The sequence below is a fragment of the Hymenobacter terricola genome, assembly GCF_017921975.2.
GTDB classification, from domain to species: domain Bacteria; phylum Bacteroidota; class Bacteroidia; order Cytophagales; family Hymenobacteraceae; genus Hymenobacter; species Hymenobacter terricola.
Window position 1 is genome coordinate 1 of record NZ_JAGEMO020000086.1, and the last position, 24246, is coordinate 24246.

A 24246-nucleotide genomic window follows, 5' to 3' on the forward strand; every position below is an offset into this window, starting at 1 on the left:
GCAGCTGAACCTGGCAGTGGCCCTGCCCCGGCCCCTGCTGGCCGCAAATGCACGTGCTGGGCGGCGAAACAGGCGCCCCAAAGCGCCCACTTGGGTAATCGCCAAGTCGCTACCTAAAAGCGGAACCGCCTAAACCGAGTTCTGCAACAGCCACGACCGTTTGCGTGAACACGCCCATTCCATTGGACCTGATGGTTGCATCAACTAATTTCCCTTTTCAGCACCGTTAGATGCGGCACGTATTCTTATCGTTTTGCCTGCTGCTAAGCCAGGGCTGGGGTGACCAAGGCCTCCACGGACAACCAAGTTGCCCACAGGCCCTGCCCCCCGTGGCGGCGGTGCCCAGCTTCGCACCGGCCGTTCTCGTGCGCGGCGGGGTGTACAGCCGGCAGGACAGCACCACCGGTGTGCCCGGGGCCGAGGTCGTATTCCGTAGCGGGACCGACTCAGCCGCCGCCCCGTACCGCGCCCAGACGGGGGCCGACGGCAGCTACCGGCTGGCCGTGCCCGGCGGCCGCACCTACCAAGTGGACGTGTACCAACTCGGGCAACGGGCGGTGCGTAGGGCCGTGCCCGTGCCCAGCGCGGGCACGTTCTGGGTGGGGTTCTACGTCGATTACCACCCGGACCCCGCTCGGTCGGGGGCCATCGTGGAGCCGGCCCCAGCCACGTTTTTTGCGGTTCGCCAACGTGCGTTGCGGCCCGAGGGCCGGAAACTACTCACCTACCTGGGCCGCGTGCTGCGGGAACAGCCGGACCTGCGCGTGCAAGTAGAAGGCCACGCCGACGCCCGCGAAGCGCCGGCTCACCACCCCGACCCAGCGGGGTACCTGCAGCGCCTGGGCGCGCAGCGGGCGCGTGCCGTGGCCGACTGCCTGCGTGAGTTAGGCATCCCAGCGGCCCGGCTGATGGTCCTTAGTTACGGCGCACGACGCCCGGCAGCCCCCAACGACGGGCCCGAGAACCGGCAACTGAACCGGCGCGTGGACCTGAAAGCCTTGCGCTCCCAGAGCCCCCGGAAGAAACCGCCCCCTAACCCGGCGAAATAGTGATGCCGAAGGGACAGCAGCGAAAGGCTCCTTTTTCTATTCCGACCGTTTCGCTAAACACTAAATTGGTTGTTTTAAGTACAGCAGTACGCGGTTTGCAGCAACGGGAGAAAAAACCGTAATCTGTTTCACTTCCTCCGTTAAAAGGTTCAGCTCCTTGCCTCGTATTGGGCGGACCATTGCAGGGGCCAGCAATAGTGGCCTTGGTTAAAAGTTTGGTCCAAAAGTAGCGTTTGCCACTTCCGTGGTCCGTGACAGACCGCTTTTTAGCAAAATTACTACCGGCCTTGGTTGAGAATACCTGTTGGCCTAGGTAGGCGCGGCTGGTCGAGCAGCAAATTAGGCGCGCCGGGCTTCCTGCTGCTGCCATTCAAAATCGTGCTGCCAGTACGTCAGCACCTCGCGCAGGTAGGCCGTACTGCCAGTCCACAGGGGCTGGCTCCGCGTGCCAGCGGGTGTGCGCCAGCCGAGCCCGTAGGTTGTCAGGAACAGGTTGGGGAATAGCAACCTGAAAGGGCTGCATAAGCGAAGCATAAAGGGGTGAACCAAGCAGTTGAGGTGGTCTGGCGAAGCTGGGTACGGGTTTAGGTTAAGCGCTTCGGTCAGCTATTGCCTGGCCAGCTTTCTAGCTCACCCTGCTGGCATAAAAAAATACGTTGGTACTGGCCACACCAGTACCAACGTATTTTCTGCGGGCGCTACGGACGACTATTTCCCTTACACCAGCCTCATAGTACCATCCCACCCGTCGCTTCCAGGCGCTGGCCGTTCAGCCAGCGGGCCGAATTGGAGCAAAGGAAGGCCACAATACCGCCGATGTCATCCGGCTCAGCCGTGCGGCCCAGGGCCGTGATACTGGCCACCCAGGCACGTATTTCGGGCGTATCGGTCATCGCACCGCCGCCAAATACCGCGCCGGGCGCTACCACGTTCGCTGCAATGCCCCGGCTGCCCAACTCCAAGGCCAGGTAGCGCGTGAAGACCTCCACAGCCCCTTTCATAGCCGCATAAACCGAGACACCCGCGAAGGAACTGCGGGTGGTGGCCGAGGAAATGTTGACGATACGGCCGCCGTCGCGCAGCAGGGGCAGCGCCCCCTGCGTGAGGAAGAAGACGCCTTTGAAGTGCACGTTGAGCATCTCATCAAACTGTGCTTCGGTCGTCTCGGCAATGGGGGCGTTCAGGCTGGTGCCGGCGTTGTTGATGAGAAAGTCAAACCGGTCGGTGCCGAAGGTGTCAGTCAGGACCGTGGCGACCTGCGCGAAGAACGCCTCGAAGGTGCTCAGGTCGGCGGTGTTTAGGGGCAAGGCCACGGCGCGGCGGCCCAGGGCTTCGATTTCGGCGACTACGGCGGCGGCTTCGGCCTGCTGGCTGCGGTAGGTCAGGATAACGTCGATGCCCTGCTGGGCTAGTTTCAGGGCCATGTCCTTGCCCAGGCCCCGGCTGCCGCCGGTGAGCAGGGCGATTTTGGAAGTACTCATAGGGAGTTTATTTGTGGTGTTGATTGAACACGACAAAGGTCCTCCGCCTGACTGCCGCCAGGGTTGTAATCTCCAATCAGCTTCTTGTATAAATCAAGCCAACACGGCGTCCAGCGTCCGAAACGCGCCGGGGCTTACGGCGGCATAGCGGCGGAAGAAGTGCGAGAAGTGCGCTACATCCACAAAACCCAGGCCGTCGGCAATTTCCCAGATAGTCCAGTCGGTTTGGCGCAGCAGGGCCTTGGCCTCCTGCGCCACCCGCCCCCCGATGAGGTCGGTGGTGGTGCGCCCGGTGCTCTCCTTGAGCAGTTTGTTGAGGTGGTTGACGTGCACGGCCAGATGGTTAGCAAAGTCGGCCGGGGTGCGCAGTTGCACGCGCTGCTCGGGCGTGGCGAGGGGAAACTGGCGCTCCAGCAGCTCCACGAAGCGCGACGAGAGCCGGGCCGCCGCCGTGTGGGCGGGGTGCAGCGCGGTGGCGGGCTGCCGTTTTTGGCCCAGGTGCAGTAACTCCAGCACGTAGGCCCGCAGCAGGTCGTATTTGTGGGCGTAGTCAGAGGCCAGTTCCTCGTGCATACGGGCGAAAAGCTCCGCAGCCCGCGCGGCTTCAGCCGGTGTCAGGTGAAATAAGGGGTACCCGTCGGCCCGGAACAGGGGCAGCTCGTCTGGGGTAGCACCGCCGAGGACCGGTAGCACAAACTCGGCGGTGAAGAGGCAGAACTGTCCCTGCTGCCCCTCGACCGGCTGCCACTGAAACGGCACCTTGGGCGTGGTAAACAGCAGGGTATCCGGCTCAATGTCGATGGTTTGGTTCGCATACACGGCCCGGCTTCGGCTGCGCAACAGGCTGATTTTGTAGAAGGAACGACAGGGGTAGTGCGTGGCTGGCCGCAGTTGGTTCGCTCCCCCAGGGTCCGACAGGGCAAATACATTGAAATGGCCGACTTCACGCTGAATGCCCCCCGGCAGCAGCGTGCTCAAGTCGATTCCAATGCAAGGGGTAAGCTCCTGGTAGAGTCCCGTCAGTTCGCTAGTCGTCATAGCAAAAAAAGTTATTGTATGATTCAAACTATCACAACCCGCTACCGGGGAAAAGGTTGCCGTGAGCGCGGGGCTTTGCTACCTGGCAAAAGTCCCAACACCTCAGTTACTACTTTCCCCCCACCTCCTGGCCGAAGGCGAGCAGGAGCGTGCTGAGCTGAGCCGGCTGCTCTTGTTGAATCCAGTGACCGGCGCCGTCAATTAGCTCGATGTCCCCCATCCGCGTCGCTGCCTTTGCCTTCATCAACTCGAGCGCGCCCGGGGCCGCATAGGTCGCCCAATCGCGCTGCCCGCCGATGAAGAGCGACGGGACATCGAGCGTCCGGCCCGAAAACAGGCGCAGCTCTGCGGTCAGGTCCGCATCGGAATAGACGCGGTACGCCTGCAGGGCGCCTTGAAACCCCGTGCGGCCATACTCTTCGGTGTATACGCCCAGTTCCGGTTCGGTGAGCCAGTGGCTGGCCAGGACCTCGGCGGCGGAAGGGTGGAAGGGCGCGACGGTCTGGGGCATCGTCTGGCCGCGCTCCATGACGTAATAGGTGGGCAGTTGGGCCAATTCCAGGGCGGTTCGCGCCTGCAACGGATGCGGCTTATTGCCCGGCCAGTCCGCGCTCTTGACGTAGAAAAAGGCCCGCAGAAACGCGTGTAAGCCTTGCGGAGGGTGCCACATGTCCTCGTTCGCCTGTCGGGTGCTCAAATATTGAAGATAAGAAACTCTGGGCGGGTCGAGCGCCGCCAGTGCGGCCGCTAGCTGTTGATTTTCCGTGTTCGGTTGAACCGGCGAGGCCTCGCTTGCTGCGGTGTTGAACGGCAGCGCGGGCGGGCCGGGGAACGGGGCGCTCATCAGCACCACGGAGGGAAAGACGTCCGGTCGGGCGAGCGCGCAATAGGCCGCCACCGGCGAGCCGAAGTCGTGCCCGACGAGCAGGGCCGTGCGCCGATAGCCCAGGGCCGAAACCAATCCCAGGGCATCGCGCGTCATATTCAAGAGGCCGAAAGGCGCGAGCGGGGTATCATACTGGTTCACCCACCCGGTGGTGCGGCCAAACCCCCGCTGGTCGGGCGCCACGACATGGTACCCGGCATCGGCCAGCAGGGGCAGCAGGTGGCGCCAGCCGAAGGCCAAATCCGGAAAGCCGTGCAGCAGCAGCGCGAGCGGCCGGCCGGGGCTTTCGTAACCGGCCTCGAGCAGATGAACATCGAGGCCATTAACTGCATGGACCATGCGCGAGCGGACCCCCTTGGGAAGCGTCCCCCGGCCGTAGGATGAGGTGGTCGAATCAGTTGCTGAATTACGCATGATTGGTTGGTTTAGGTTGGGGTAAGAATTTGCGCGGACTAGTGGAAATGAAGCGGCAACGAGGCTCGCCGCGCCCAGCTTTAAAAAGGCTCGTCGGGACGTCGAGAGGCTGTAAAAGGCCCGGAAAGGATAAAATTTGCTGGTGGCCTATTGGGCACCCCGAAGCGCCCGTCCTACCGTCCCGGCGGGGATAAGGCGGCCTTTATTAAAAGCGCAGGCCACCTGTTACCCGATGAATTTCCGGGCCGGTGCTACCGGCAGATTAAGCCAGTTGGCTCCAGAAGATAATCCGGCCGGCGTGGTGGTGCACCAGCTGCACGCCGCCGTCCTGGGAGACGGCCACGGCCAGGCACGCGGGGGCCGCCTGGCAGAGCCGGTAGGCGGCCCGGTGGCGGGTGCCGCCCTGGTCGGCGGGCTCGGCCTGCAGGTGCTCGCCTGCCAGGTCCAGGGCCCGATGGACCTGGTCCAGCGCGATGTGCGGTGCCCGAATCTCGACCCCGAAGCCCACTATCTCCAGGTTTTGGGTCAGCACCAGCGCCCCGTCTACGGCCATCAGGTCGGCCATCAGGTCGGCGAAGTGGTCGAGGGCCACCGCCAGGGCACGTAACTCGGGGTCGCGGGCTTGTTGGTAGTAGGTCCAGCTCACATCGCCCAAGGCCTGTTGCCGCGCGATAATGGCGTGGATGAGCTGGCTGCACCGTCCTTCCCCGCCCAGCTCCTGGGTGGGGTATTTGGGGCGCAACAAGCCGCCGGGCGCCATCAGCTCGGCTACAGCGCCCGGCGGCACAAATACCAGCAGCCCGCCGTGGCCCCCGGCCCGCACCCGCGCCACCGCCCGGCGCTGCACATGGTGCCCGAGCGAGGCAATGAGGTCGAATTCGGCCAGGCCCAGCCGGGAATTGGCAGCCACCATCTCCCCGAAGCGCCCCCGGCTCCAGGCGGTGGGGAACTGCAAAAAGCCGTGGCCGTCGATGCGGCCCGCCCGCAGCGTCAGCACGCGGGTGGCCCCGCAGTAGCAGGTCAGCAGGCCCGGGCCCTGCACGTGCACCACCAGCACCGGGGGCACTTCCTCGGCGGTGGGGGCGGGGCTGCCGGGGAGCCGGTCCCAGGGCGTGTCCGTCACCAGCAGGCCCCACAGCACCAGCTCGCCGGCCTCGGTCTGCCGGACGGCGAGCAGCGTGGCGGGGCGGGCCACCGCCGGACTGAGCCGCCGGATTTCCTGTTCGTCCCAGGGACGGGGCGTGCCAAAAGCCACGACGTGGGGGCCGGTGGCGAGTGGCCCGGGAGCCGTCAGCTGCGCCGCCGTGGCGAGCACTACGTGGCATTCCACGGGCCGGGCTTCCTCCCGCAGCAGGCTGGCCTGGTAAATGATGGACAGGAATTGGGTCAGCACGGCGTGCTCGGGCAGCGGACTGCCCTCGGTTTGGACCCAGCGCGCACGCAGCGCGTGGGCTATTTCAGCAGGATAATACGCGGTAACCATCGGCAAAAAGGAGTTGAAGTAAAAGAAATGTCACGCAGCAGGGAGCTGGCCAGACAGTTGGAGGCATTGCGACCAGCGCTGTTGGCTATTTGCCACCGTCCGCGCTTCCGGCACCAGCCACTAGGGGCTGGGCTGGTTGCGGGCCTATGGTAAGCGTCGGGGCATAAAACGCCTGCAAGGCCTCGCGCAGCCCAGGGAACTCGAAGGCAAAGCCTTGAGCCAGCACCTTGGCCGCGCTCACGCGTTTGCCGGTCAACACCATTTCACTCTGCTCGCCCATGGCCAGCTGAAGTATGAAGGCGGGAATCCTGGGCAGCAGCAACGGACGGTGCAGCACCTCGGCCAGTGCGGTGGTGAAAGCGGCGTTGGTGGCCGGGCCGGGGGCCACCGCGTTGTAGGGGCCCTGCCAGGCCTCATCGGTCAGCATGGCGAGGAAGAGGCGGCACAGGTCATCGATGTGAATCCAGGACAGCCACTGCTGGCCACTGCCCAGCGGGGCGCCAAAGCCAAGCTTTACCGGCTCGGCCAGGGCCGGCAGGGCCCCGCCCGCCAGGCTCAGCACGACTCCGATGCGCGGCACGACAACCCGCAGACCCAGGGCGGCGAGGGGTGCGGCGGCCTGCTCCCAGGCCTGGGTCAGGTCGGCCAGCAGGTCGTGGCCGACCGGCAGCGTGTCTTCCGTCACCAGCGCGTCGCCGGTAGTGCCGTAGAGGCCAATGGCCGAGGCCGAGACGACGGTGCGCACCTGGTGGCCGGGTTTTGCCAGCTCGTGGTGCAGCAGGGCCAGGCCGTCGACGCGGCTGGCTAGGAGCTCCTGTTTGCGGGCGGCGGTCCATTGGCCCTCGCCCACGTTGGCCCCGGCCAGGTTCACCACCGCATCGGCGAAGGGCACGGCGGCCGGGTCGATGGTGCTGGCGGCGGGGTCCCACTGAAACGTGCGGCAGGGGCTGCCGGGCGCCAGCGTGCGGCTCAGCAGGGCCACGTGGTGGCCGGCTTCGGTGAGCACGGCGGAAAGGCGGGTGCCGACGAGGCCGGTGCCGCCGGTGATGAGGATGTTCATGGGCAGGGGTTTTGGGGTTCCGGCCGAAGAGCACCAGAACACCACAAAGGACCGGGCTGCCCGCGAGCCCAAACGATAACAAACGCTAAGAAATGCGGCGCCACCGGTATCTTGCCCGGCCCGTTTATCCACTGCCGTACCACTGCCTGCTCTTTCATGCTGCCGTCCCTCCCCGAATCTGCGCTGCGCCTGCGCCAGCACCTCACCCAGTTTGTTCCCCTCAGCGACGAAGACTGGGGCTTGCTGGTACCGCACCTGCGCCTGGTGCCCCTGGCCCGGCACGCCGTATTTGCCGAGCAGGGCCGCGTCGCGGCCGACGTGGCTTTTGTGCTCGAAGGCATGTTCCGGCAGTATTATACCAAAGACGGCGAGGAGCGCACCAGCTACTTCTTCTTCGAAGACCAGCTGATGGGCGCCTACTTCAGCAGCCTGACTGGCCGGCCCTCGCTGGTCACCATCGAGGCGCTGAGTACGGGCTGCTGCCTGACGTTTCCGTATGCGGTGCTGGTTGACTTATTTAGCCAGCGCATGGCCTGGCAGCAGTTCGGCCGGCGGCTGGCCGAATACTTGGCCGTAGGCCTGGAAGAGCGCATGGTGAGCCTGCTGCTGCTCAGCCCCGCCGAGCGCTACCAGGCCCTGCTGGTCAGCGGCAACCCCAATATCCTCGCGCGGGTGCCCCAGCATTACATCGCCAACTTTCTGGGCGTGACGCCCGTGAGTTTGAGCCGCATCCGCAACCGCACCACGCGGGGGCAGTAGGGTTCATTTCTTAGCGTTTGTTATCGTTTTAGGCCACCGGCGCGGCGGAATTTTGCCCCGTCACTTACCCCTAAAACCGCATGAAGCTCCACACCATTCTGGGTGCCAATGGCACCATCACGACGCAGCTGCTGCCGGTGCTGCAACACCACGGCGAAAATATCCGCCTGGTATCACGCCACCCGAAGCCGGTGGCAGGAACCGAAACCCGGTCGGCCGATTTTCTGGACGCCGAACAGACCCGGCTGGCCGTGGACGGCTCGGCCATCGTGTACCTGCTCGTGGGCCTGGAATACAGCGCGAAGGTGTGGCGGCGCGACTGGCCCGTGATTATGCGCAACGTCATTGCCGCCTGCAAAGCGGCGCAGGCCCAGCTGATTTTTCTGGACAGTCTCTACACCTACGGTCGGGTCGAGGGGGCGATTACGGAAGCCACGCCGACGCGGCCGGTGAGTGAAAAAGGCCGGATTCTGGTCGAAATCGAAAGCCTGCTGCTGGCCGAGCGGCACAGCGGCGGGCTGCCGGCCATCATCGCCAAAGCCTCCGATTTTTACGGGCCGGGTGTGGTCGAGAAAAGCTGGTCCGGCTCGCTGGTGTTCAGCCGCCTGAAAAAGAAGCAAACCCCGCAGTGGCTCGTGAATGCCCGCGTGCCGCGCACCTACACCTATACGCCGGACATCGGCCGGGCCCTGTACGTGCTGGCGCAGCACCCCGAGGCCTTCCACCAAACCTGGATATTGCCCGTGGCCTCGCCGACGCTGACCGGCCAGGAATTCAGCGCCCTGGCGGCGAAGTACATGCAGGGCAACGGGAAGGTGCAGGTGCTGCCGAAGTGGTTATTTAGCTTGCTGGGGCTGTTCATTCCCTTTATGAAGGAGGCGCGCGAAATGCTGTACCAGGACGAAAACGGGTACGTGCTGGACTCCACGCGCTTCAACCAAACGTTCGGCTTTACGCCGACCCCTTACGAAGAGGGCATTCGGGCCACGGCGGAGTGGTTCCTGAAAAATTAACCATTATTGCTGCCGCCCAGTGTGCTGGCCGGCCATCGGGGCCGCAACGCGCTGTAAGCAACAGAAACCCTGGGCTAACGCCTACCTGAACCTTTATAATCTGCTTTCACACCATTTTCCTCAACCCTAATTCTATGTTTCTCGGACATTTCGGCGTCGGCTTCGGCGCCAAGAACCTGCAACCGCGCGTATCGCTGGGCACCTTCTTCCTGGCCGCTCAACTAGCCGACCTGGTGTGGCCCACGCTGCTGCTGCTGGGCATCGAGCGCGTGAAAATTGTGCCGCACTTCACGGCCACCAACGCGTTTGATTTCGTGTATTATCCCTTCACGCACAGCCTGTTTGGCGAACTGGTGGCTGGCCTGTTACTGGGCTTGGCATACTGGCTGCTGCGCCGCAATGTGCAGAGCGCGGTGCTGGTGGGCCTACTGGTGCCCAGCCACTGGCTGCTCGATTTGGTGGTGCATACCCCCGACTTGCCGCTGTATCCTGGCCATTCGCCGATGTTTGGCTTCGGGCTGTGGAACCAGTTTGCGCTGACGCAGGTAGTTGAATTCGCGCTCCTGGGCGCGGGCCTGTGGTTCTACGTGCGGCGTACCACGGCCCGCAATGGCAAGGGGCACTATGGCCTACTGGGGCTGGTGGCGTTCCTGGTGCTGATACACGTGGGCGGCCTGTTCAGCCCGCCGCCCGCCTCGGTGGAAGCATTGGGGTGGTCAGGGCAGCTGTTTTGGGTGACTGTACTGCTGGCCTATTGGGTGGACCGCAACCGCGAGGTGCGCGGCCTGCCCGAAAGCGAAACACTCCGGGCGGCTGTCCCGGCCGTTTCTTAGCGTCTATTCGAATAGGAATTAAAAACGGTCATGCTGAGTGCAGTCGAAGCATGACCGTTCTATTTATGAGCTGTCTCCGCGAGCTGAGAGCCGCGCGTCAAGCCATGCAAGCTAACGGCTTGCTGCCGGCCCCGCAGGTTCAGCGTGGACATGAATTTGGCCTGCACGCCCGATAAGGGTGGCAATTGGGTCAGCAATTCCTCGGAGATAAGCAGCTCTTGCCCCAACTCGTTGCACAGGCTCTGAATCCGGGCGGTGGTGTTCAGTACGTCGCCGTGGTACACGATTTCGCGTTTCACCTCGCCCACCCAGGTGGCCACCACGCGCCCGCCGTGCAAACCGGCTTTGAACCGCGGGTAATACCCATACTGCCGTAAGTAGCTGGCTTTGCGGGCTTCGATGCTGCGTTGCATGAGGAAAAAGCACCGCACGCACTGCGCTTTGCTCAAGCCAACGGGCAAGGGCCACGTCAGCACGACTTCGTCGCCGACGTACTGGTACACCTCGGCCTTGGTGAGCACAATGCCATCCGTTAAATCCCGGAAGAAGTCCTGAATGAACTGGCTGTACCGCAGGTTGCCCAGTTCCTCGGCAATCGTCGTGGAGGATTTCACGTCGACGAACATAAAAATCCGGTCCACTTCCTGCGGCCGATGATACTTGCCCCGGACCAGGTTGAACAGCTGCCCCGGGCCGTGCAAAGAGCTGATTTGCTGCAGCGCGACAATGAGCAGACACACCAGCAGCGACGCCCCGACATCCAGGGCAAAGGTGCCGTGCCGGACGTACTGGAATACCGCCGCATCGCTTTGCTGTTGAACGTATACGCATTTCAAGGTTGCTACCAGTAGCAGCCAAAGGGCCGTCACGGCCGTGTAGAGCCCCGTGCGAACCAGCAGCAGAAACCCGAACGGCTTATGGCGAAAGTTGCTGCCGATGACAAACGCTTCGCTCAGACCAACGAACAGCCCCACGCCTAGTCCGATGAACGCATGACGCACCAGCAACCCCACCTCCTGATGTAACAGACCAAACCGCAGGAGCGAATACACCACGCCCCACCCGACGCCTTGCAGCGCGTAGCGGCGGATGAGGGGGAAAAGCAGTTGGCGGCGCGACGCGGTGAGAAACATAGCTGGCGGGGGTAGATGACCGATTGCCCATCGCAATCAGCACAAAGATGGCCATTTACTAGACGCACCCTTTCACCGAACGAGCGCGGCCTGTTCTCTAATTTTATCGATTGAGCGGTACCGCTGGCTCCTCTGTATGAAAATCATAGCCTTCATCATCATAGCTGCCGCCTTCGGAGCCGTCTTCTGGTTGCAGTTGCGCATTAACAAGTAAAAACAGCGCTTCCTCCACGCCCTGCGGCTGTACAACCAATTGCTGCGGTCGGGACAGGAAGCGGAGTTGCCCTACCTGCAGGTGAATTTCGACTTGGACGCGAGCGCGCGTTTGCAAGACCCGTACGAGAGGTGGCGGGACACGCTCCGGGATGGGGAAGTGAGAGAGGAGGAGTTGGTCATGGCGTCCGCCAATCCCTTTTACAACGCGTTTGTCGCCGCCTATTTCCAGCAGAGAAAGCAGCTGAACATTGCCCCGCTCGTCTTGATGGCGGTGTGTGGGTTCTTAGTGTGGTCTGATCAGGATAGCTTGTTCTCTCTCGACTAAACAATACCTCGTTTAACCTTTGTACCAAACTTTTAACCAAGGCCAACCCCACTTATCCTCTTTCTTTTAGCATGATGCAGCCAGTAGACCTTATTCGAACCGCCTACGCCGCCTTCAACGCCCGCGACATTCCCGCCGTCCTAGCCACCTTCCACCCGCAGGTACGCTGGTCGAAGGCCTGGGAAGGCGACTATGCGACGGGCCATGAGCAAGTGCGAGCGTACTGGCTACGACAGTGGCAGGAGTTGAATCCGCAAGTGGAGCCCACCGGCATCCACGAGCGTGCGGATGGTCGGCTGGAAGTAGCCGTTCATCAAATTGTACACGATATGCAGGGGCAGTTACTGTTCGATGGCCCCGTGAAGCACATTTACACCCTGCAAGATGGGTTGCTCCAGCAAATGGACATCGAGCAGGTCGCACTTGGTACGGAGCCAACCTAAAAAGTTAGAACAAATGGCTGTTTTTTATTGCCTACGCTAGGGAGGCGGGCTCTTATTCTCCCCAAAGTCTACCTCAAGCACGGCTGCAAATTAACTTTTAAACTAAAAGTTTAATCAAGGCCAACATTTGAACAAAAGGGAGAAAAGTCGCCAGCATGAGCTAGGCATCTTTTCTCCCTTTTGTTCAATCACATAACATCTCTTATAAACCCAACCTTGAAAAAGTGGTGGTTTTCGGCCTCCGTCCGGGTCGCGGCCGGCGTGGTACTTTACCGCTAACGGCACTACTAATTAGCCTTCATAAAAGTTGGGGACAGCGGGTTCCATTTTCCGTTCCTAACTATCGTGCCCCCCAAAAGGCGGATTTACACGCTAAGGCAGTGCAGAAATTGCGTTCTGCACTGCCTCTCTATTATTGATAAACTTGCGTGATGAACTGCGCCGTGGTGGTTGGTTTTCTGCCCAGGAAAGCGGCCAAGGTCGAATCCTGGACATCCATCATGCCTTGCGCCACCGCACTGGCCCACATCGTGAACATGCCGACATAGACCTCCGGCACGCCGACTTGCGTCAGCGTCGCTTGAAATTCTTCGACTGGGGGAGACTGATACTGAATAGCCTTGCCTAGGCGGCTGGAGAGGTCCTGGGCAATGTCCTGGAAAGAAGTGGCCTCGGTATTGACCAGCACATACGTCTTGTTTTCATGCCCTTCCGTGGTCAATACGTGGGCGGCAGCTTCAGCTAATTCCTCCCGCAGCACCCAACTGGCTTTCCCTTCCTGGGCGGGAAACAGGAGGACACCCGTTTCGGCTACTTGGGCACCCGCGAAGAGGGGAATCATCTCCAAGTAGATGCCATTCTGGAGAATAGTGTACGGAAGGCCGCTGTCTTTGAGAAACTGCTCGGTTTGCGCATGAGAGGTGAGAAACCCGGCGATAGCCGAGTCTTGAAAGGCGGGCTTAGTGACAAACGACGTGTACACCAGACGCTTCACCCGCGCCGCTTGGGCCGCTTTGATGACATTCAGGTGGTGCGCGGTGCGGTTTTCGACGGCTCCTCTATCGTTGCTGGAAACCAGCAAGAGCGTATCGACCCCTTGAAAGGCCTGCACCAGCGCGTCAACGTTGGTGTAATCGCCGACGCGCAGCTCGATTCCCTGGTCTTGGAGTTTCTGGCCTTTCGCGGCATCCCGCACCAGGGCGGAAAGGTGCTGTGCCTCGACTCCTTTATGCAACAGATGTTCAATGGCTTTCGCACCATATTGACCGGTTGCGCCTGTGACTAAAATCATGTTGTCTGGTAATTAGGTGTGGTGAAAAAGTATCAAAATGGGGTGCTCAGCTGTTCGGTATGCTGATTACCTTAAGTCACCAGCTAGCGGTTTGTTCGGGCTGTTTCCCAAGTACAGATTACCAGTCGGTAGTCTGATTACCAGGAGGTAATCACCTAGCAGCGCTTCGTTCCATTTTTCTCTTTTTCTCCCTATGACCAGTTCCCACGCCGCGCAATGCGACCAGACCATGCGTGCCCTGCGCCATGCGGCGCTGGTAATCAACAGCAAATGGAAGCTCCCCCTCATCGTGGCCTTGCTCACGGGCACCCGGCACTTTCGGGGGCTGGAGCGCACCGTGGCCGGTATTTCGACGAAGGTGCTGTCCAAGGAACTCAAGGAGTTGGAAGCCCAGCATCTCATCGCTCGCACCGTGTACCCCGGCCCCCCCGTGGTGGTCGAATACCAAGCGCTGCCGTATGCTCACTCGCTCAACCCAGTCATTGAGGTGTTGAAAGCGTGGGGAATGCAACATGAGCAGCATGTGGAGGCACTCGGTGCCGCGTCGGTGGCGTAGCCGGTACCGTTCAGGAGGGCACCTGCCCTCGGGCTGCACGCAAGGTAGAGGCAGCATGCGCTCCCCGGCAAGCCGATGGCTTAACGTGTAAATCCGTTCTTTTGGAAGAAGAACGTTTTGAAGGATTAGCTTCTAGTTTAAATAATTGAATTATATATTTTACATCCTGTAAACGGTGATTTACTAACCTTTATAAGCGCCGCTTTTACGTATTGCTGTTGACCGTTTGCAGCACGTAAAAGGGACTACGCCTTATCTAACCACCCGTTGAGCTGCCTGCTACTTGATAACCCGGATGGTCTGGTTGCGCTGGTCAGCCACGTATACCGTGCCCGCCCTGTCCACAGCTATGCCCGTAGGGTTTTTGAAGCGGGCCACTGCGCCCGAGCCATCAGTGCTCCCCTCACTGCGCGCCTTACCAGCCAGCGTACTTACTTTACCCGCTGCTGTGATTTTGCGGATGGTGGAGTTGGAGAAGTCGGCGACGTACACGTTACCTGCTGCGTCCACGGCCACGGCATAGGGATTGGCCTTGGCAGCTGTCGACGCTTACGCATAGCCGTTTTTTAGCCTGTTCTAACGGTTGACGGAGCGGGCCGCAGCCCTACTCATTAATTTTTTTTCAGCGCCAGTGTCCGATTGGGGAAGGCGAGTTCGTCTTTAGCCCAAATTCCCCTTCATTTAACCCTTATATCTTACTCCAATGGACAAATTCATGCTGCTCTACCACAACGCGGCCGTTACCGAGGAAGCGTACTGGGACCTGTCGCCCGAGGCCATGCAGGCCGAGCTGGCGAAGTGGAACACCTGGATTGGCGGCCTCGCGGCGCAGGGCCGGCTGGTGAGCGCCGAGGCCCTGCAGCCCCGGGGCAAGGTGTTGCGCCGCCGGGGCGAGCTGGGTACCGACGGCCCCTTCACCGAGGGCAAGGAAGTGGTCGGCGGCTTTCTGCTGCTGCAAGCGGCCGACCTGGACGAGGCCATTCGGCTGGCGCAGGGCTGCCCGGCCTTCGACAACAACGGCGCCGTAGAAGTCCGCCCGCTGGTGAAGTTCGACTAACTTCCGTTTTCGCCCGTGCTGCCAGGGCCCGGTCGGTTACCTAGCCGGCCGGGCCGTGGCACGTCGTTTGTCGCCTCCCGATGTCGTTTGCTTCCGCCGAGCATGTAGTCGAGCACCTGTTCCGCCACGAAGCCGGGCGGCTGCACGCCCTGCTGCTGCGCTGGCTGGGCGTGGCCCACTTCGCCGTGGCCGAAGACCTCGTGCAGGACACCTTGGTGGAAGCCCTGACCGCGTGGCGCCTGCACGGCGTGCCCGACAACCCCGCCGGCTGGCTGTACCGCGTGGCCCAGCGCAAAACCCTGGACTGGCTGCGCCGCGAGCAGCGGCGGGGCCGCATCGGGCAAGAGCTACGCGCGGCCGAGCAGCGCGTGGCGGAAGCCGCGCCGCACTACCTGCCGGAGGAGCTCACCGACAGCGAGCTGCGGACGCTGTTTGTGTGCTGCCATCCGGCGCTGAGCCCGGCGGCGCAGGTCGCCTTGTGCCTGAAAACCCTGGGCGGGTTGAGCGTGGCGGAAATTGCGGCCGCCTTTCTCACCTCGCCCGACACCATCACCAAGCGCCTGTTTCGGTCCAAAGAAACCCTGCGCACCGCCGGCGTCTCGTTGGAAGTACCCACCGGCGCCGAGCTGACCCGCCGCCTGGCGGCCGTGTTGCACGCCCTCTACCTGCTCTTCAGCGAAGGCTACGACTCCGAACAGCCCGCCGCGCCTATCCGGCAGGAGCTGTGCGCCGAAGCGTTGCGCCTGGCCCTGCTGCTCACCCGGCAGCCGCGCACCGACTGCCCCGACACCCACGCCCTGCTGGCCCTGTTCTGCCTCCAAGCGGCCCGGCTGCCCGCCCGCACTGACGCGCAAGGCCAACTGGTCCTGCTCGAACAGCAGGACCGCCGCCGGTGGAGCCAGCCGCTCATCGCCCGCGGGGTGCGCCACCTCGCCCGCGCCGCCGACGCCCCCGCGGCCAGTGCCTACCACCTGCAGGCGGGCATTGCGCTGGAGCACTGCCGGGCCCCGACCTACGCCGCCACCGACTGGCTGGCCATTCGCCGGCTCTACGACCACCTGCTGGCGTTGCACCCTTCCTCCGTAGTGGCCCTGCACCGGGCCGTGGCCGTCGCCCGCGCCGATGGCCCCGCGCGGGGCCTGCAAGCGATGGCGCAAGCCCAGGCGCTGACCGGCAGCTATCTGTACCACGCCGTGCTGGGGGACTTGCACCAGTTGAACGGCGACCCGGCAGCGGCACGTCACCACCTGACCGAAGCCTTGCAACGCACCACGGGCGCGGCTCGTCAGCAGCTGCTGCGGCGCAAGCTGGAGGGGGTGGGTTTCCCTGGATGAGCATCCCCCGCGCGTTGCTGTCTCCCGCTTCGGTTCGCGACGTTTCAATGCAGGAGATTTTTTCCAACCCACCAGGCCTTCCACGACAACGATACGTACCGCACCCACCGGCGCGCCGTCACTGTCGGTGCGCGGTTTTTACGGGGGCGCATACCTGAGGCAGCCGTCGCTCATGCAAGAAGCCTCCTACGGGACCTTGTTCGGCGGCGTGGCCAGGGGCCAGCTCCAGGTGCCCCTCGACCAAGCCCTGCCGCTGGCGCAAGCCGCCGAAGCCCCCCGTCGGCCCGATAGCTGCCAAAGCCCGGGCAACCGCGTGCTGCTGCCTTACTCCACCAGCAATCACCCCACTTCAACCCTATTTTCATGAACCATTCCCTGTTCCAACCCCTTGAAATTCTGCGCCTCGACAGCAGCCCGCGCTATGTTGATAGCGTGTCCCGGCACCTCACCGACCGCCTGATGGCGCGGCTGCTGGAGGAATATCCGGATGCCCATGTGACGACCCGCGATTTGGCGGTAGGCGTGCCGCTGCCGACCGAGGGGCACATTAACGGCATTGTGTACGCCGCGCAAAACCCAACGCCCGCCATGCAAGCCGCCACGCAGCTCTCCGACGAACTGGTAGCCGAACTGCTGGCGGCCGACCTGGTGGTGCTTGGCTTGCCCGTGTACAACTGGACCGTGTCCTCCACGTTCAAAGCGTACGTCGACCAGGTCAGCCGCCCCGGCGTGACGTTTGAGTATATCGACGGCGTTAGGCACGGCAAGCTCCGCGCCCGCCGCATGTACATCGTCTTTACGAGTGGTGGCACCGGCCTGGGCAGCGACAATGATTTCGCCACGCCGTACGCCACGTTTTTGTGGCGAACGCTGGGCATTCAACACGTGCAGTTCATTGAGGCTTCCGGGCTCCTGTTCAACGCGGCGGAAAACACGCAGAAAGCCGAGGCGCAGATTAACCAGCTCGAGTTACCCGTGTTTGCCTGATTTCTCCCAGGGCTTACGCATCAAACCTAGGGAGCCGTCGCACGGCCGTTTTGGCGGGCGCGGGTGAGGAGTTGGGTCATGTAGTTATCGTTCCAGCCCGCGTTTCGTCGTCGGGCCCGCAGACTTCCGGGCTGGTGTTTTCCTTGCTGCAAGCGGTTGAACGCCAGCTTGCGCAACACAGCAAAGTTGCGGGTCGCTACCCGGTCGCGACTGCGGGCCTCGTCCTCGCGGAAGACCACGTCCAGCACCCAGTGCAGGCTGTTTTCGATGGCCCAGTGGCGGCGAATGGCTTGGATGAGCACCGCGGGGGCATCCGGGCAACTGGTCAGGTAGTAGCGCCACTCCACGTGCGTGCCGGGCTGGTGTTGCACCTGGCGGATGGTTTCGACCGCGATAACGGCCCGCAGGCCCGGCCAGGCGCGCAACGCCGCCAACGCGTCACTCAACGGCAGCACCCAGGCCCGGCGGCGCACCCAGCGGCCGTGGCGGCGGTCAAAGGCATCGTAGTCGGCGGGGTACGCCGCCCAGCGGTCGACGCAGCTCTCCTGACAAGAGGTGTTGACGGCCCGGTAAGAGCGTCCTTGGTTGCCTTTCAGCGCAAAAATATAATCCGCCTGCCGGGCGAGTAGCTGCCGGGCAATGGCCCGCTGGCAGCCCAGCGCATCCACCGTGACAATTGTGTTGGCTAACGGCAGCCCATTGATTAACCCCGGAATGGCAGCCAACTCCGGTCCTTTACCTATTACCCCCACTTGCCCCAGGCTCAGGCCGTGCCCGGTGGCAAACGCACTGACGACGTGCAGCGGGCCCTGGGCCCGCCCCCGGTCAACGGAGCGGCGCACCGTCTTGCCGTCGATGGCCACGACCTCGCGGGGCAGGGGTGGGGCGGTGGTGGCCATCCCCTGCCGAAAGCACTGTTCGAGCGCCTGCGGGTCGAGCCGGGAGAACACGCGCCGAAACGTGTCGTGCGACGGAATGCCGCTGGGCAACTCCCGAAACGTGGCCCGCCACGCCTGCTTCAACGGACCATAATGGGCGATGTCCACCCACGTTTCGGCCCCGGCGACGACGGCACAAATAGCGATGACCAGCATATCGCGCAGGCGGTGCCGGGTGCGGCCCGCACAACGCGGGTCCGGAAGAGTGGCGAAAGAGGCAAGGAGTTGGCTGAACAGGAAGAACTTGACAAGGTCTGAAAAGACAAAGGTCAGTCCTCAATTCATAGCCTTAGTTTTGATGCGTAAGCCCTGCCCGGCGAGCAGCTCGTGTTCCAGATTTTCTGCGCCCTGGCCGAACACGAGCGCAATGTGCTTGTGCAACGCACCCGCGCCGGGCTACAGGCGGCCCGTGCCCGTGGCCGCCAGGGCGGCCGGCCTCCGGGGCTGGCCCCGCGCTACCAGAAAGTCGCGCCCGCAGTCAAGGAACTCTACGAAGCGGGGCAGCAGTCCACGCGCCAACTCATGGCTTACTTCCAGATTGGCTCGCGCCGTACCCTCTACAAAATCCTGCGCTTTGCCGGCTGCCAGATTAACGAAAAAACTGGTGCCGCCGCAGGGGTAGGCTTGGTGGCGGCCCGCTGGGCACCCATCAAGCCTGCCGACTCAAGCGGCTTCGTTTGCGACGTGGCGAGCCTGGCGCATTTCCCGGCGGTGCTGCCAGTAGAAAAACGTGCCCCAAATCAGACTAACTCCGTGAATCAGTTGGTAGCCGGCTGTGCGCACAAGGTCTTCGTAGGCCCGTCCGCCCCCCGATTTCAACATAATGAGTTCGATGAGCGAAGGCACGCAGCCCAACAGGGTGAGCGCTTTGACCCAGCGCGGAAAGGGTTGATAAAAAACAATCAGCACCAGGGAGGGCAGCAGGAAGTAGAAAGCCGAAGCGAAAATATCGTTGCCTACTTCCAACTGCCGAAAATCCTTGGCTAGAAAAAACACGCCCCAGGCAATGGAGAGCACCGTGTAGCCCGCCGCCGGCAGGTCCCAGCCCTTGCGGGCCAGCTTCATGGCCACCAGTACGCAGCCCGTGATGAAAATAGCGTCGGCAAATTTGTACGCCACAACGGAGACGGATGGCGGAAAAACACCTCCGAGCAGGCCTATTGCGCACGCCAGCAAAAAGGCAATAAACTGGGCCGGGATAACTTCCTGGTCGGCAACGTCGTGGCGATTCATGGCGAAAGAAGTTTAGTAAATACTGGTTTCAAAGCTACACGTAGCACTTGATTATCAATCATTCGTGGGTCGGGCAGGTCCTGTCTAAGGGCGGTCCGGCGACCTCACGATGGGGGCTAGTTGGTTTTCACCCGGTCCTTTTCCTCGTCGGCGCTGCTGGCGGGATGCTTGGCCACCTTACCGGCCGCCTGCCCGAAGCGGTACACGAACGAGACGTTGGCCACCCGCGTGTCGCGCGTGAGTTGGAGGGTGGACACCACGCCGGGGAAATCTTGGATTTCGCGCGACACCTGGCTGTGCAGCACGTCGCGCACGTTGAACGTGAGGGTCGCCCGCTTATCCAGCAGTTGCTTGGAGAGGCCCAGCGAAAGCTGGCTGATGCTGCGCACCACGGCCTGGCCCTCGTCGCGGTTACGGCCGTGGTAGAAGCCCGATACCTCACCGGTCCAGCCGTTGCCAAGGGCCAGTTGGTTGGTCAGGTTCAAGCTTAGGCTGAAGGCCGACGCGGCGAATGGGGTCCCGGCAATCGCGCCGTCGAAGCGCGTGTAGGCCGCGTTGGCAAAGGCGTTGACGGTCCATGCTTTATTGACGGGCAGCTGGGCGCTCACGGCCAGGCCGGCGTTGTCGCGGCGGGCCACGTTGCCGACGCTGCGAACGATGACGTCGTCCTGCTGTTGCAGCGTCTCGGTGATGAAGCCGTTCGTGCGGCTGTAGTTGAGCGTGGTGGTCAGCCAGCCGTCGTAGGTGTGGGCCAGCTCCAGGTTGGTGCTGAACTGGGGTTGCAGATAGGGATTGCCCGTCGAGTACGTGTACTGGTCGATAATGCTCAGGAACGGGTTCAGGCGCTGGTAAGCGGGCCGGTCGATGCGCCGGCCAAAGGAGAAGCCGAATTGGTTTTTCTCGTTGGCCTTGTAGCCCACGAACACCGTGGGGAAGAAATTCTGGTAGCGGCGCACGAACAGCGAGTCGGGCTTTTCGGGGTTGCCCAGCTGGTGGCCGGTGTACTGGGTGGCCTCGTATCGCAGGCCCAGTTGGGCGTTCCAGGCGCCCCACTGCCGGCTCCCGTTCGCGTACAGGGCGTTGATGGCCTCGCGGTAATTGAACTGGTTGCTGCGGGAGTAGTCGGGCTGCTCCGCGCCGGTGGCCGGGGTAGTCGTGAAATAGCTGGCCTGGTTGCGCGTCTGAATCAGGGCCGTTTTGGCCCCCGCTTCCAGCTTAAAGAGCTGGCCCACGGGCTGACTATAATCGGCCTTGGCGGTGGTGATGTCGATGGCCAACGGGATGTCGCCCCGCAGCGGCAACTGCCCGGTCAGGGTGCCGTCGGGTGCGTAGGTGTCGCTGAGCAGGTTTTGGGCATTGCTCGACCGGTAGGCCAAGTAGTCGGCCGAGGCCGTCAGCGCCCGCTCGCCGCCGAACTGGTGGCGGCCGTTGAGGTTGAGGGCCGCGTTGTCCCACGCGGCGCGGGTCTGGCTGGTGGTGCGCAGGGTGGCGGTGGGCACGCCGGCGGCATCGGTGAGCGTGGTCGTGGTGGTGCTGGTGGGGCGCTGCGGGTTCAGAAAGCCCGACGCGCTGAAGCCCAGCGTGGTGGCGGCGCTCAGCGCATAGTCCAGGCCCAGCTTCAGCGTGTGGGTCTGGCTGCGCGAGAGCCGGTGCGCCGCCTGGTTCAGCTCGCCCGTTTTCTGCCCGTTCGCGTCCACGAAATTGCGCTGGGTTTCGATGTCGAACGAGCCGTTGTTCTGAATCAGGCCGTAGCTGGCAAAGGTGTTCAGCTTGCCGGCGCGGTAGTTGAGCGCCAGCCCGTCGTTGCTTTTGAAGTAGGGCGAAAGCCCTACCCCCAGCGTCAGGGTCCCGTTGAGGTCGTCCTGGTTCAGCTGCTTGGTTTTGAGATTGATAACCCCGGCGTCGCCAGCCGCGTCGTACTTGGCCGAGGGGTTGGTCATGATTTCCACCTGGCTGAGCTGGGTGGCGTCCATCGCCCGCAGCCGGCTGGCCAGTTCCTCGCCCGAGAGGTAGGTGCGCTGCCCGTCGATGAGCACGATGACTTCTTTCTTGCCTTTTAAGCTGAGTTGGCCGCTCTGGTCCACGCTAACGCCAGGCGCTTTTTCCAGGATATCAAGGGCCGTGGCCCCCGCGTTCGACGCCAGGGCCCCCACGTTGAGCACCGTCCGGTCGAGCTGCTGCTCGACGGCGGCCCGCTGCCCGGTCACCACCACCTCGCCCAGGGCCTTGGCCTGCGGCTGGAGCGCCACCGGCCCGAGCGGCACCGGCAGCCCCGCCGCGACCGCGAAGGTGGCCACTGTACCCGGCGCGAAGCCCACGAACGACACCGTCAGCGTGTAGGCCCCGGCCGGCACCGGGCCCAACGTGTAGCGCCCGGCCGCGTCGGTGTAGGTGGCCTGCAGCACGCCCGCGTCGGCGGCCCGCAGCAGCGCCACGCTGGCAAACTCGACGGGCTGCCCGGTGGCCGCGTCGCGCACCAGGCCGCTAACCGCTCCCGCCGCCACCGGGGCGGCCACAGCGGCTGGGCGGCCGCCGGCCGGGGCCGGCGTCTGGGCAGAACCAGGGGCCGGGGCCGTCAGCAGGCCGAGCAAAAACCAGCAGGAAAAGCAGCGGAAAAAGCGGCGGGTTTTCATAGCAACCGGGGTGTAGGTGAGCGAACTACACAAAGTTGCCGGGCTGCTGCCGCCCCCGAAAATAAAAGGAGTTGAGTGCCGGAAAGGCCGGGTTGGGGCGGGCGTTTGCGGGGTTGAGCGTCCGCCCCGGGGGACTCATTTCCCCAGCCATTCCTTGAAGGGCGTCACCCGGTCGCCGCTCACGAACACCTCCTGGCGGGGCGGCGGCAGCAGGTCGAGCTGAAGTTTGCCCCCCGAAAATGCGTGAATGGTACCGATGGCTTCCCGCGCCACGAGAAAGCTCCGGTTGACCCGGAAAAACCGGGCCGGGTCGAGCAACTCGGTCAGTTTGTCGAGGCTATACTCCACGTCCACCCGGGGGCCCTGCCGGGGCGTGAGCCAGGTGGCTTTGTCGGCGAAGAAAAAGTAGGCCACCTCGGCGGTTTCGATGCTGCGCAGCTTCGCCCCGCTGCTCACCATAAAGCGCGGCTTGTAGGCGGGGACCAGTGGCCCCGGTACCGGCAGTTGCCCCAGCAGCCGCAGCAGGGCCGTTAGGTCGGGGGCCGGCGCGGCATGCCGCGCCCGGAATTTGGCCAGGGCCGCGGCCAACTCGTCGGGGTCCACGGGCTTGAGCAGGTAGTCGACGCTGTTGGTTTTGAAAGCTTGCAAGGTGTAGGCGTCAAAGGCCGTGGTGAAAATGATGGGCAGCGTGAGCTTGGCCTGTTCGATGAGCTGGAACCCGGTGCCGTCTTCGAGGTGAATGTCGAGCAGCAGCAAGTCGGGGTGGCCGGGCTGGCCGGGGCCCTGCCTCGGCGCGGCAAACCAGGTCAAGCCCTGGGCCACCGAGGGCAGCTGAGCCAGCACGTGGGTGGCCGGGTCGCACTGCTTCAGCAGGTCGGCCAGCCGCGCGGCGCTGCGCGGTTCGTCTTCGAGGATGAGCACGTTCATGGCAGCGGCAGCAAGGGTAAGTCGACGACAAAATAACCATCCGTTTCCGCCACCCGCACGGGCCGGTCGGTTAGCAGCCGGTAGCGGCCGATGATATTTTGCAGCCCCACGCCCGTGGAGACTTCCGGGGCCAGCCGCCGCTGCACCGGGTTGGTCACCCGCAGGCAGTCGCCGGCCAGCGCGATGGTCACCCGCAGGGGCTCGGTGGTAGAGAGGCGGTTGTGCTTGACGGCGTTTTCGAGCAGCAGCTGAAGCGTGAGCGGGGCAATGGCGTAACCGTCGCGGGCGGCCTCGGGCACGTCGAGGGCCACGACGAGTTTGCCCTCAAAGCGCACCGTGAGCAGAAAGGTGTAGGCTGCCAGAAAGTTCAGCTCCGTGCGCAGAGGCACGCGCGTCTGGTCGCGCTGCTCCAGCAGGTAGCGGTAGGCCGTGGCCAGCCGGGCAACGAACTGCCCCGCCAGCCGGGCGTCGGTGTCCACGAGTGAGGAGAGAATGCTGAGGCTATTGAACAGAAAATGCGGGTTCACCTGGTTGCGCAGCGCATCGAGTTGGGCCTGCACGGTGGCCCGCTCCAAGCGCTCGGCATGCAGGCCCAACTGCTGAATGCGCAGGGCCGAGCGCCGGTTGGCCGTCAGGTAGAAGGCCGCGAGCAGGGCCAGCACGGTCAGGCCGTTGTTCATGCGCCGCCGCTGGCGGTTATCGTCGGCCGGCTCGTCGGGGGCGCTCCCGAGGGCGGGCAGCTCGTGTTCGAGCCCTTCATGCATCCGGGCGTGAACGCGCCCGAACAGCTCGTTGGCGGGCAGGGCCAGGCCCACCGCCACGAGCAAGGCTAGTCCCTGCGGGGGCAGCCGCAGCCCCGGGCTGGCTGCCTGGCCCACCAGCCGGTCTTGCAGCCAGTCCATCAGCAGCACCCAGCCCAGCAGCAGGCCAAAAACGAGCAGCCCCTCCACCATGAAAAAAGGTAGCTTGCGCAACAGCACCGCGCCGCTCCACACGGGCAGGTTCTGGTAAAGCCGGATGGGCCAGTAAATCAGCAGCACGCCGAGCGCCAGCCGAGCGTGCGGGCGCAAGGAAAAGCGGAGGGGCGAATCGGTGGCACGAGACAAGCGCTTTCTCATTGACAACGCCCGATGGCAAGAGTAGTGGACAGCGACAAA

Annotated in this window: 25 protein-coding genes and 1 pseudogene; 11 read left to right on the forward strand and 15 right to left on the reverse strand. The window is 63.3% G+C overall.

Features of this window, described 5'->3' with window-relative positions; translation table 11 throughout:
• The first annotated feature begins 230 nt into the window (after positions 1-230).
• Positions 231-1049 carry an OmpA family protein gene (locus tag J4G38_RS24550; protein WP_210521529.1) on the forward strand — a complete coding sequence of 273 codons (819 nt, stop codon included), beginning with the start codon at positions 231-233 and terminating at the stop codon, positions 1047-1049.
• Between the two features lie 370 nt (positions 1050-1419).
• On the opposite strand, the gene J4G38_RS24555 is transcribed toward J4G38_RS24550, so the two are convergent.
• From J4G38_RS24555 to J4G38_RS24580, 6 genes are all read right to left on the reverse strand, one after another.
• A complete protein-coding gene (locus J4G38_RS24555; protein WP_394371076.1) occupies positions 1420-1572 on the reverse strand; it encodes an epoxide hydrolase N-terminal domain-containing protein in 153 nt (50 codons plus the stop codon).
• A gap of 205 nt (positions 1573-1777) precedes the next feature.
• Entirely contained in the window at positions 1778-2530 is a 753-nt protein-coding gene (locus J4G38_RS24560) for an SDR family NAD(P)-dependent oxidoreductase (RefSeq protein ID WP_210521531.1), read from the reverse strand.
• Positions 2531-2623: 93 nt separating this feature from the next.
• Positions 2624-3568, reverse strand: a complete 945-nt coding sequence (locus J4G38_RS24565) for a helix-turn-helix domain-containing protein (protein WP_210521532.1) — start codon at positions 3566-3568, stop codon at positions 2624-2626.
• Between the two features lie 109 nt (positions 3569-3677).
• Complete coding sequence (locus tag J4G38_RS24570) at positions 3678-4868, reverse strand: alpha/beta fold hydrolase (protein ID WP_210521533.1); 1191 nt, start codon at positions 4866-4868, stop codon at positions 3678-3680.
• Between the two features lie 262 nt (positions 4869-5130).
• Positions 5131-6351, reverse strand: a complete 1221-nt coding sequence (locus J4G38_RS24575) for a putative sensor domain DACNV-containing protein (RefSeq protein WP_210521534.1) — start codon at positions 6349-6351, stop codon at positions 5131-5133.
• A gap of 85 nt (positions 6352-6436) precedes the next feature.
• A complete protein-coding gene (locus tag J4G38_RS24580; RefSeq protein WP_226163814.1) occupies positions 6437-7411 on the reverse strand; it encodes a TIGR01777 family oxidoreductase in 975 nt (324 codons plus the stop codon).
• 156 nt (positions 7412-7567) lie between these two features.
• Here J4G38_RS24580 and J4G38_RS24585 point away from each other — a divergent pair, with 156 nt between their 5' ends.
• The 3 genes from J4G38_RS24585 (at position 7568) to J4G38_RS24595 (ending at position 10016) form a co-directional block, all read left to right on the forward strand.
• Complete coding sequence (locus J4G38_RS24585) at positions 7568-8170, forward strand: Crp/Fnr family transcriptional regulator (RefSeq protein ID WP_210521535.1); 603 nt, start codon at positions 7568-7570, stop codon at positions 8168-8170.
• A gap of 80 nt (positions 8171-8250) precedes the next feature.
• Entirely contained in the window at positions 8251-9183 is a 933-nt protein-coding gene (locus tag J4G38_RS24590) for an NAD-dependent epimerase/dehydratase family protein (protein ID WP_210521536.1), read from the forward strand.
• Between the two features lie 134 nt (positions 9184-9317).
• Positions 9318-10016: a hypothetical protein gene (locus J4G38_RS24595; RefSeq protein ID WP_210521537.1), complete on the forward strand. Its 699-nt coding sequence runs from the start codon at positions 9318-9320 to the stop codon at positions 10014-10016.
• 59 nt (positions 10017-10075) lie between these two features.
• Here the strand turns inward: J4G38_RS24595 and J4G38_RS24600 are convergent, their stop codons facing one another.
• Positions 10076-11149 (reverse strand): adenylate/guanylate cyclase domain-containing protein, encoded by a 1074-nt coding sequence (locus tag J4G38_RS24600; RefSeq protein WP_210521538.1) that lies wholly within the window; start codon positions 11147-11149, stop codon positions 10076-10078.
• 103 nt (positions 11150-11252) lie between these two features.
• Positions 11253-11480, reverse strand: a complete 228-nt coding sequence (locus tag J4G38_RS24605; protein WP_210521539.1) for a hypothetical protein — start codon at positions 11478-11480, stop codon at positions 11253-11255.
• Positions 11481-11761: 281 nt separating this feature from the next.
• Between J4G38_RS24605 and J4G38_RS24610 the strand changes: the two genes are divergently transcribed.
• Positions 11762-12133 (forward strand): nuclear transport factor 2 family protein, encoded by a 372-nt coding sequence (locus J4G38_RS24610; protein WP_226163816.1) that lies wholly within the window; start codon positions 11762-11764, stop codon positions 12131-12133.
• 412 nt (positions 12134-12545) lie between these two features.
• Here the strand turns inward: J4G38_RS24610 and J4G38_RS24615 are convergent, their stop codons facing one another.
• Positions 12546-13424 (reverse strand): SDR family oxidoreductase, encoded by an 879-nt coding sequence (locus J4G38_RS24615; protein ID WP_210521540.1) that lies wholly within the window; start codon positions 13422-13424, stop codon positions 12546-12548.
• Between the two features lie 193 nt (positions 13425-13617).
• Between J4G38_RS24615 and J4G38_RS24620 the strand changes: the two genes are divergently transcribed.
• A complete protein-coding gene (locus tag J4G38_RS24620; RefSeq protein WP_210521541.1) occupies positions 13618-13980 on the forward strand; it encodes a winged helix-turn-helix transcriptional regulator in 363 nt (120 codons plus the stop codon).
• 279 nt (positions 13981-14259) lie between these two features.
• Here the strand turns inward: J4G38_RS24620 and J4G38_RS29080 are convergent, their stop codons facing one another.
• A complete protein-coding gene (locus J4G38_RS29080; protein WP_210521561.1) occupies positions 14260-14496 on the reverse strand; it encodes an NHL repeat-containing protein in 237 nt (78 codons plus the stop codon).
• Between the two features lie 187 nt (positions 14497-14683).
• Between J4G38_RS29080 and J4G38_RS24630 the strand changes: the two genes are divergently transcribed.
• The 4 genes from J4G38_RS24630 (at position 14684) to J4G38_RS24645 (ending at position 17358) form a co-directional block, all read left to right on the forward strand.
• Positions 14684-15037 (forward strand): YciI family protein, encoded by a 354-nt coding sequence (locus J4G38_RS24630; protein WP_210521542.1) that lies wholly within the window; start codon positions 14684-14686, stop codon positions 15035-15037.
• A gap of 80 nt (positions 15038-15117) precedes the next feature.
• Positions 15118-16371, forward strand: a complete 1254-nt coding sequence (locus J4G38_RS24635) for an RNA polymerase sigma factor (RefSeq protein WP_210521543.1) — start codon at positions 15118-15120, stop codon at positions 16369-16371.
• A gap of 172 nt (positions 16372-16543) precedes the next feature.
• The gene (locus J4G38_RS24640) at positions 16544-16738 is read left to right on the forward strand and encodes a hypothetical protein (RefSeq protein WP_210521544.1); all 195 of its coding nucleotides are present in this window, start codon (positions 16544-16546) and stop codon (positions 16736-16738) included.
• A complete protein-coding gene (locus tag J4G38_RS24645; RefSeq protein ID WP_210521545.1) occupies positions 16735-17358 on the forward strand; it encodes an FMN-dependent NADH-azoreductase in 624 nt (207 codons plus the stop codon). Before J4G38_RS24640 ends, J4G38_RS24645 begins: the two co-directional genes overlap by 4 nt.
• A gap of 26 nt (positions 17359-17384) precedes the next feature.
• Here the strand turns inward: J4G38_RS24645 and J4G38_RS24650 are convergent, their stop codons facing one another.
• A complete protein-coding gene (locus J4G38_RS24650) occupies positions 17385-18569 on the reverse strand; it encodes an ISAs1 family transposase (protein WP_317198232.1) in 1185 nt (394 codons plus the stop codon).
• Between the two features lie 54 nt (positions 18570-18623).
• Between J4G38_RS24650 and J4G38_RS29365 the strand changes: the two are divergent.
• Positions 18624-18668: pseudogene (locus J4G38_RS29365) on the forward strand (hypothetical protein); the annotation flags it as partial.
• 291 nt (positions 18669-18959) lie between these two features.
• Here J4G38_RS29365 and J4G38_RS24660 read toward each other — a convergent pair.
• From J4G38_RS24660 to J4G38_RS24675, 4 genes are all read right to left on the reverse strand, one after another.
• Complete coding sequence (locus J4G38_RS24660) at positions 18960-19529, reverse strand: hypothetical protein (protein WP_226163822.1); 570 nt, start codon at positions 19527-19529, stop codon at positions 18960-18962.
• Between the two features lie 116 nt (positions 19530-19645).
• Entirely contained in the window at positions 19646-22162 is a 2517-nt protein-coding gene (locus tag J4G38_RS24665) for an outer membrane beta-barrel protein (RefSeq protein ID WP_210521546.1), read from the reverse strand.
• Positions 22163-22297: 135 nt separating this feature from the next.
• A complete protein-coding gene (locus J4G38_RS24670; RefSeq protein WP_210521547.1) occupies positions 22298-23089 on the reverse strand; it encodes a LytR/AlgR family response regulator transcription factor in 792 nt (263 codons plus the stop codon).
• Entirely contained in the window at positions 23086-24159 is a 1074-nt protein-coding gene (locus tag J4G38_RS24675) for a sensor histidine kinase (protein ID WP_226163818.1), read from the reverse strand. The genes J4G38_RS24670 and J4G38_RS24675 overlap by 4 nt, the downstream gene beginning before the upstream one ends.
• Between the last annotated feature and the right edge of the window lie 87 nt (positions 24160-24246).

Coding starts and splice junctions, on each gene's coding strand:
- J4G38_RS24645 (WP_210521545.1), top strand. CDS start 16,735: ATGAACCATTCCCTGTTCCAACCCCTTGAAATTCTGCGCCTCGACAGC.
- J4G38_RS24595 (WP_210521537.1), top strand. CDS start 9,318: ATGTTTCTCGGACATTTCGGCGTCGGCTTCGGCGCCAAGAACCTGCAA.
- J4G38_RS24615 (WP_210521540.1), bottom strand. CDS start 13,424: ATGATTTTAGTCACAGGCGCAACCGGTCAATATGGTGCGAAAGCCATT.
- J4G38_RS24560 (WP_210521531.1), bottom strand. CDS start 2,530: ATGAGTACTTCCAAAATCGCCCTGCTCACCGGCGGCAGCCGGGGCCTG.
- J4G38_RS24600 (WP_210521538.1), bottom strand. CDS start 11,149: ATGTTTCTCACCGCGTCGCGCCGCCAACTGCTTTTCCCCCTCATCCGC.
- J4G38_RS24555 (WP_394371076.1), bottom strand. CDS start 1,572: ATGCAGCCCTTTCAGGTTGCTATTCCCCAACCTGTTCCTGACAACCTA.
- J4G38_RS24630 (WP_210521542.1), top strand. CDS start 14,684: ATGGACAAATTCATGCTGCTCTACCACAACGCGGCCGTTACCGAGGAA.
- J4G38_RS24665 (WP_210521546.1), bottom strand. CDS start 22,162: ATGAAAACCCGCCGCTTTTTCCGCTGCTTTTCCTGCTGGTTTTTGCTC.
- J4G38_RS24640 (WP_210521544.1), top strand. CDS start 16,544: ATGCAAGAAGCCTCCTACGGGACCTTGTTCGGCGGCGTGGCCAGGGGC.
- J4G38_RS24550 (WP_210521529.1), top strand. CDS start 231: ATGCGGCACGTATTCTTATCGTTTTGCCTGCTGCTAAGCCAGGGCTGG.
- J4G38_RS24565 (WP_210521532.1), bottom strand. CDS start 3,568: ATGACGACTAGCGAACTGACGGGACTCTACCAGGAGCTTACCCCTTGC.
- J4G38_RS24660 (WP_226163822.1), bottom strand. CDS start 19,529: ATGAATCGCCACGACGTTGCCGACCAGGAAGTTATCCCGGCCCAGTTT.
- J4G38_RS24610 (WP_226163816.1), top strand. CDS start 11,762: ATGATGCAGCCAGTAGACCTTATTCGAACCGCCTACGCCGCCTTCAAC.
- J4G38_RS24590 (WP_210521536.1), top strand. CDS start 8,251: ATGAAGCTCCACACCATTCTGGGTGCCAATGGCACCATCACGACGCAG.
- J4G38_RS24575 (WP_210521534.1), bottom strand. CDS start 6,351: ATGGTTACCGCGTATTATCCTGCTGAAATAGCCCACGCGCTGCGTGCG.
- J4G38_RS24580 (WP_226163814.1), bottom strand. CDS start 7,411: ATGAACATCCTCATCACCGGCGGCACCGGCCTCGTCGGCACCCGCCTT.
- J4G38_RS24585 (WP_210521535.1), top strand. CDS start 7,568: ATGCTGCCGTCCCTCCCCGAATCTGCGCTGCGCCTGCGCCAGCACCTC.
- J4G38_RS24635 (WP_210521543.1), top strand. CDS start 15,118: ATGTCGTTTGCTTCCGCCGAGCATGTAGTCGAGCACCTGTTCCGCCAC.
- J4G38_RS24620 (WP_210521541.1), top strand. CDS start 13,618: ATGACCAGTTCCCACGCCGCGCAATGCGACCAGACCATGCGTGCCCTG.
- J4G38_RS24670 (WP_210521547.1), bottom strand. CDS start 23,089: ATGAACGTGCTCATCCTCGAAGACGAACCGCGCAGCGCCGCGCGGCTG.
- J4G38_RS24570 (WP_210521533.1), bottom strand. CDS start 4,868: ATGCGTAATTCAGCAACTGATTCGACCACCTCATCCTACGGCCGGGGG.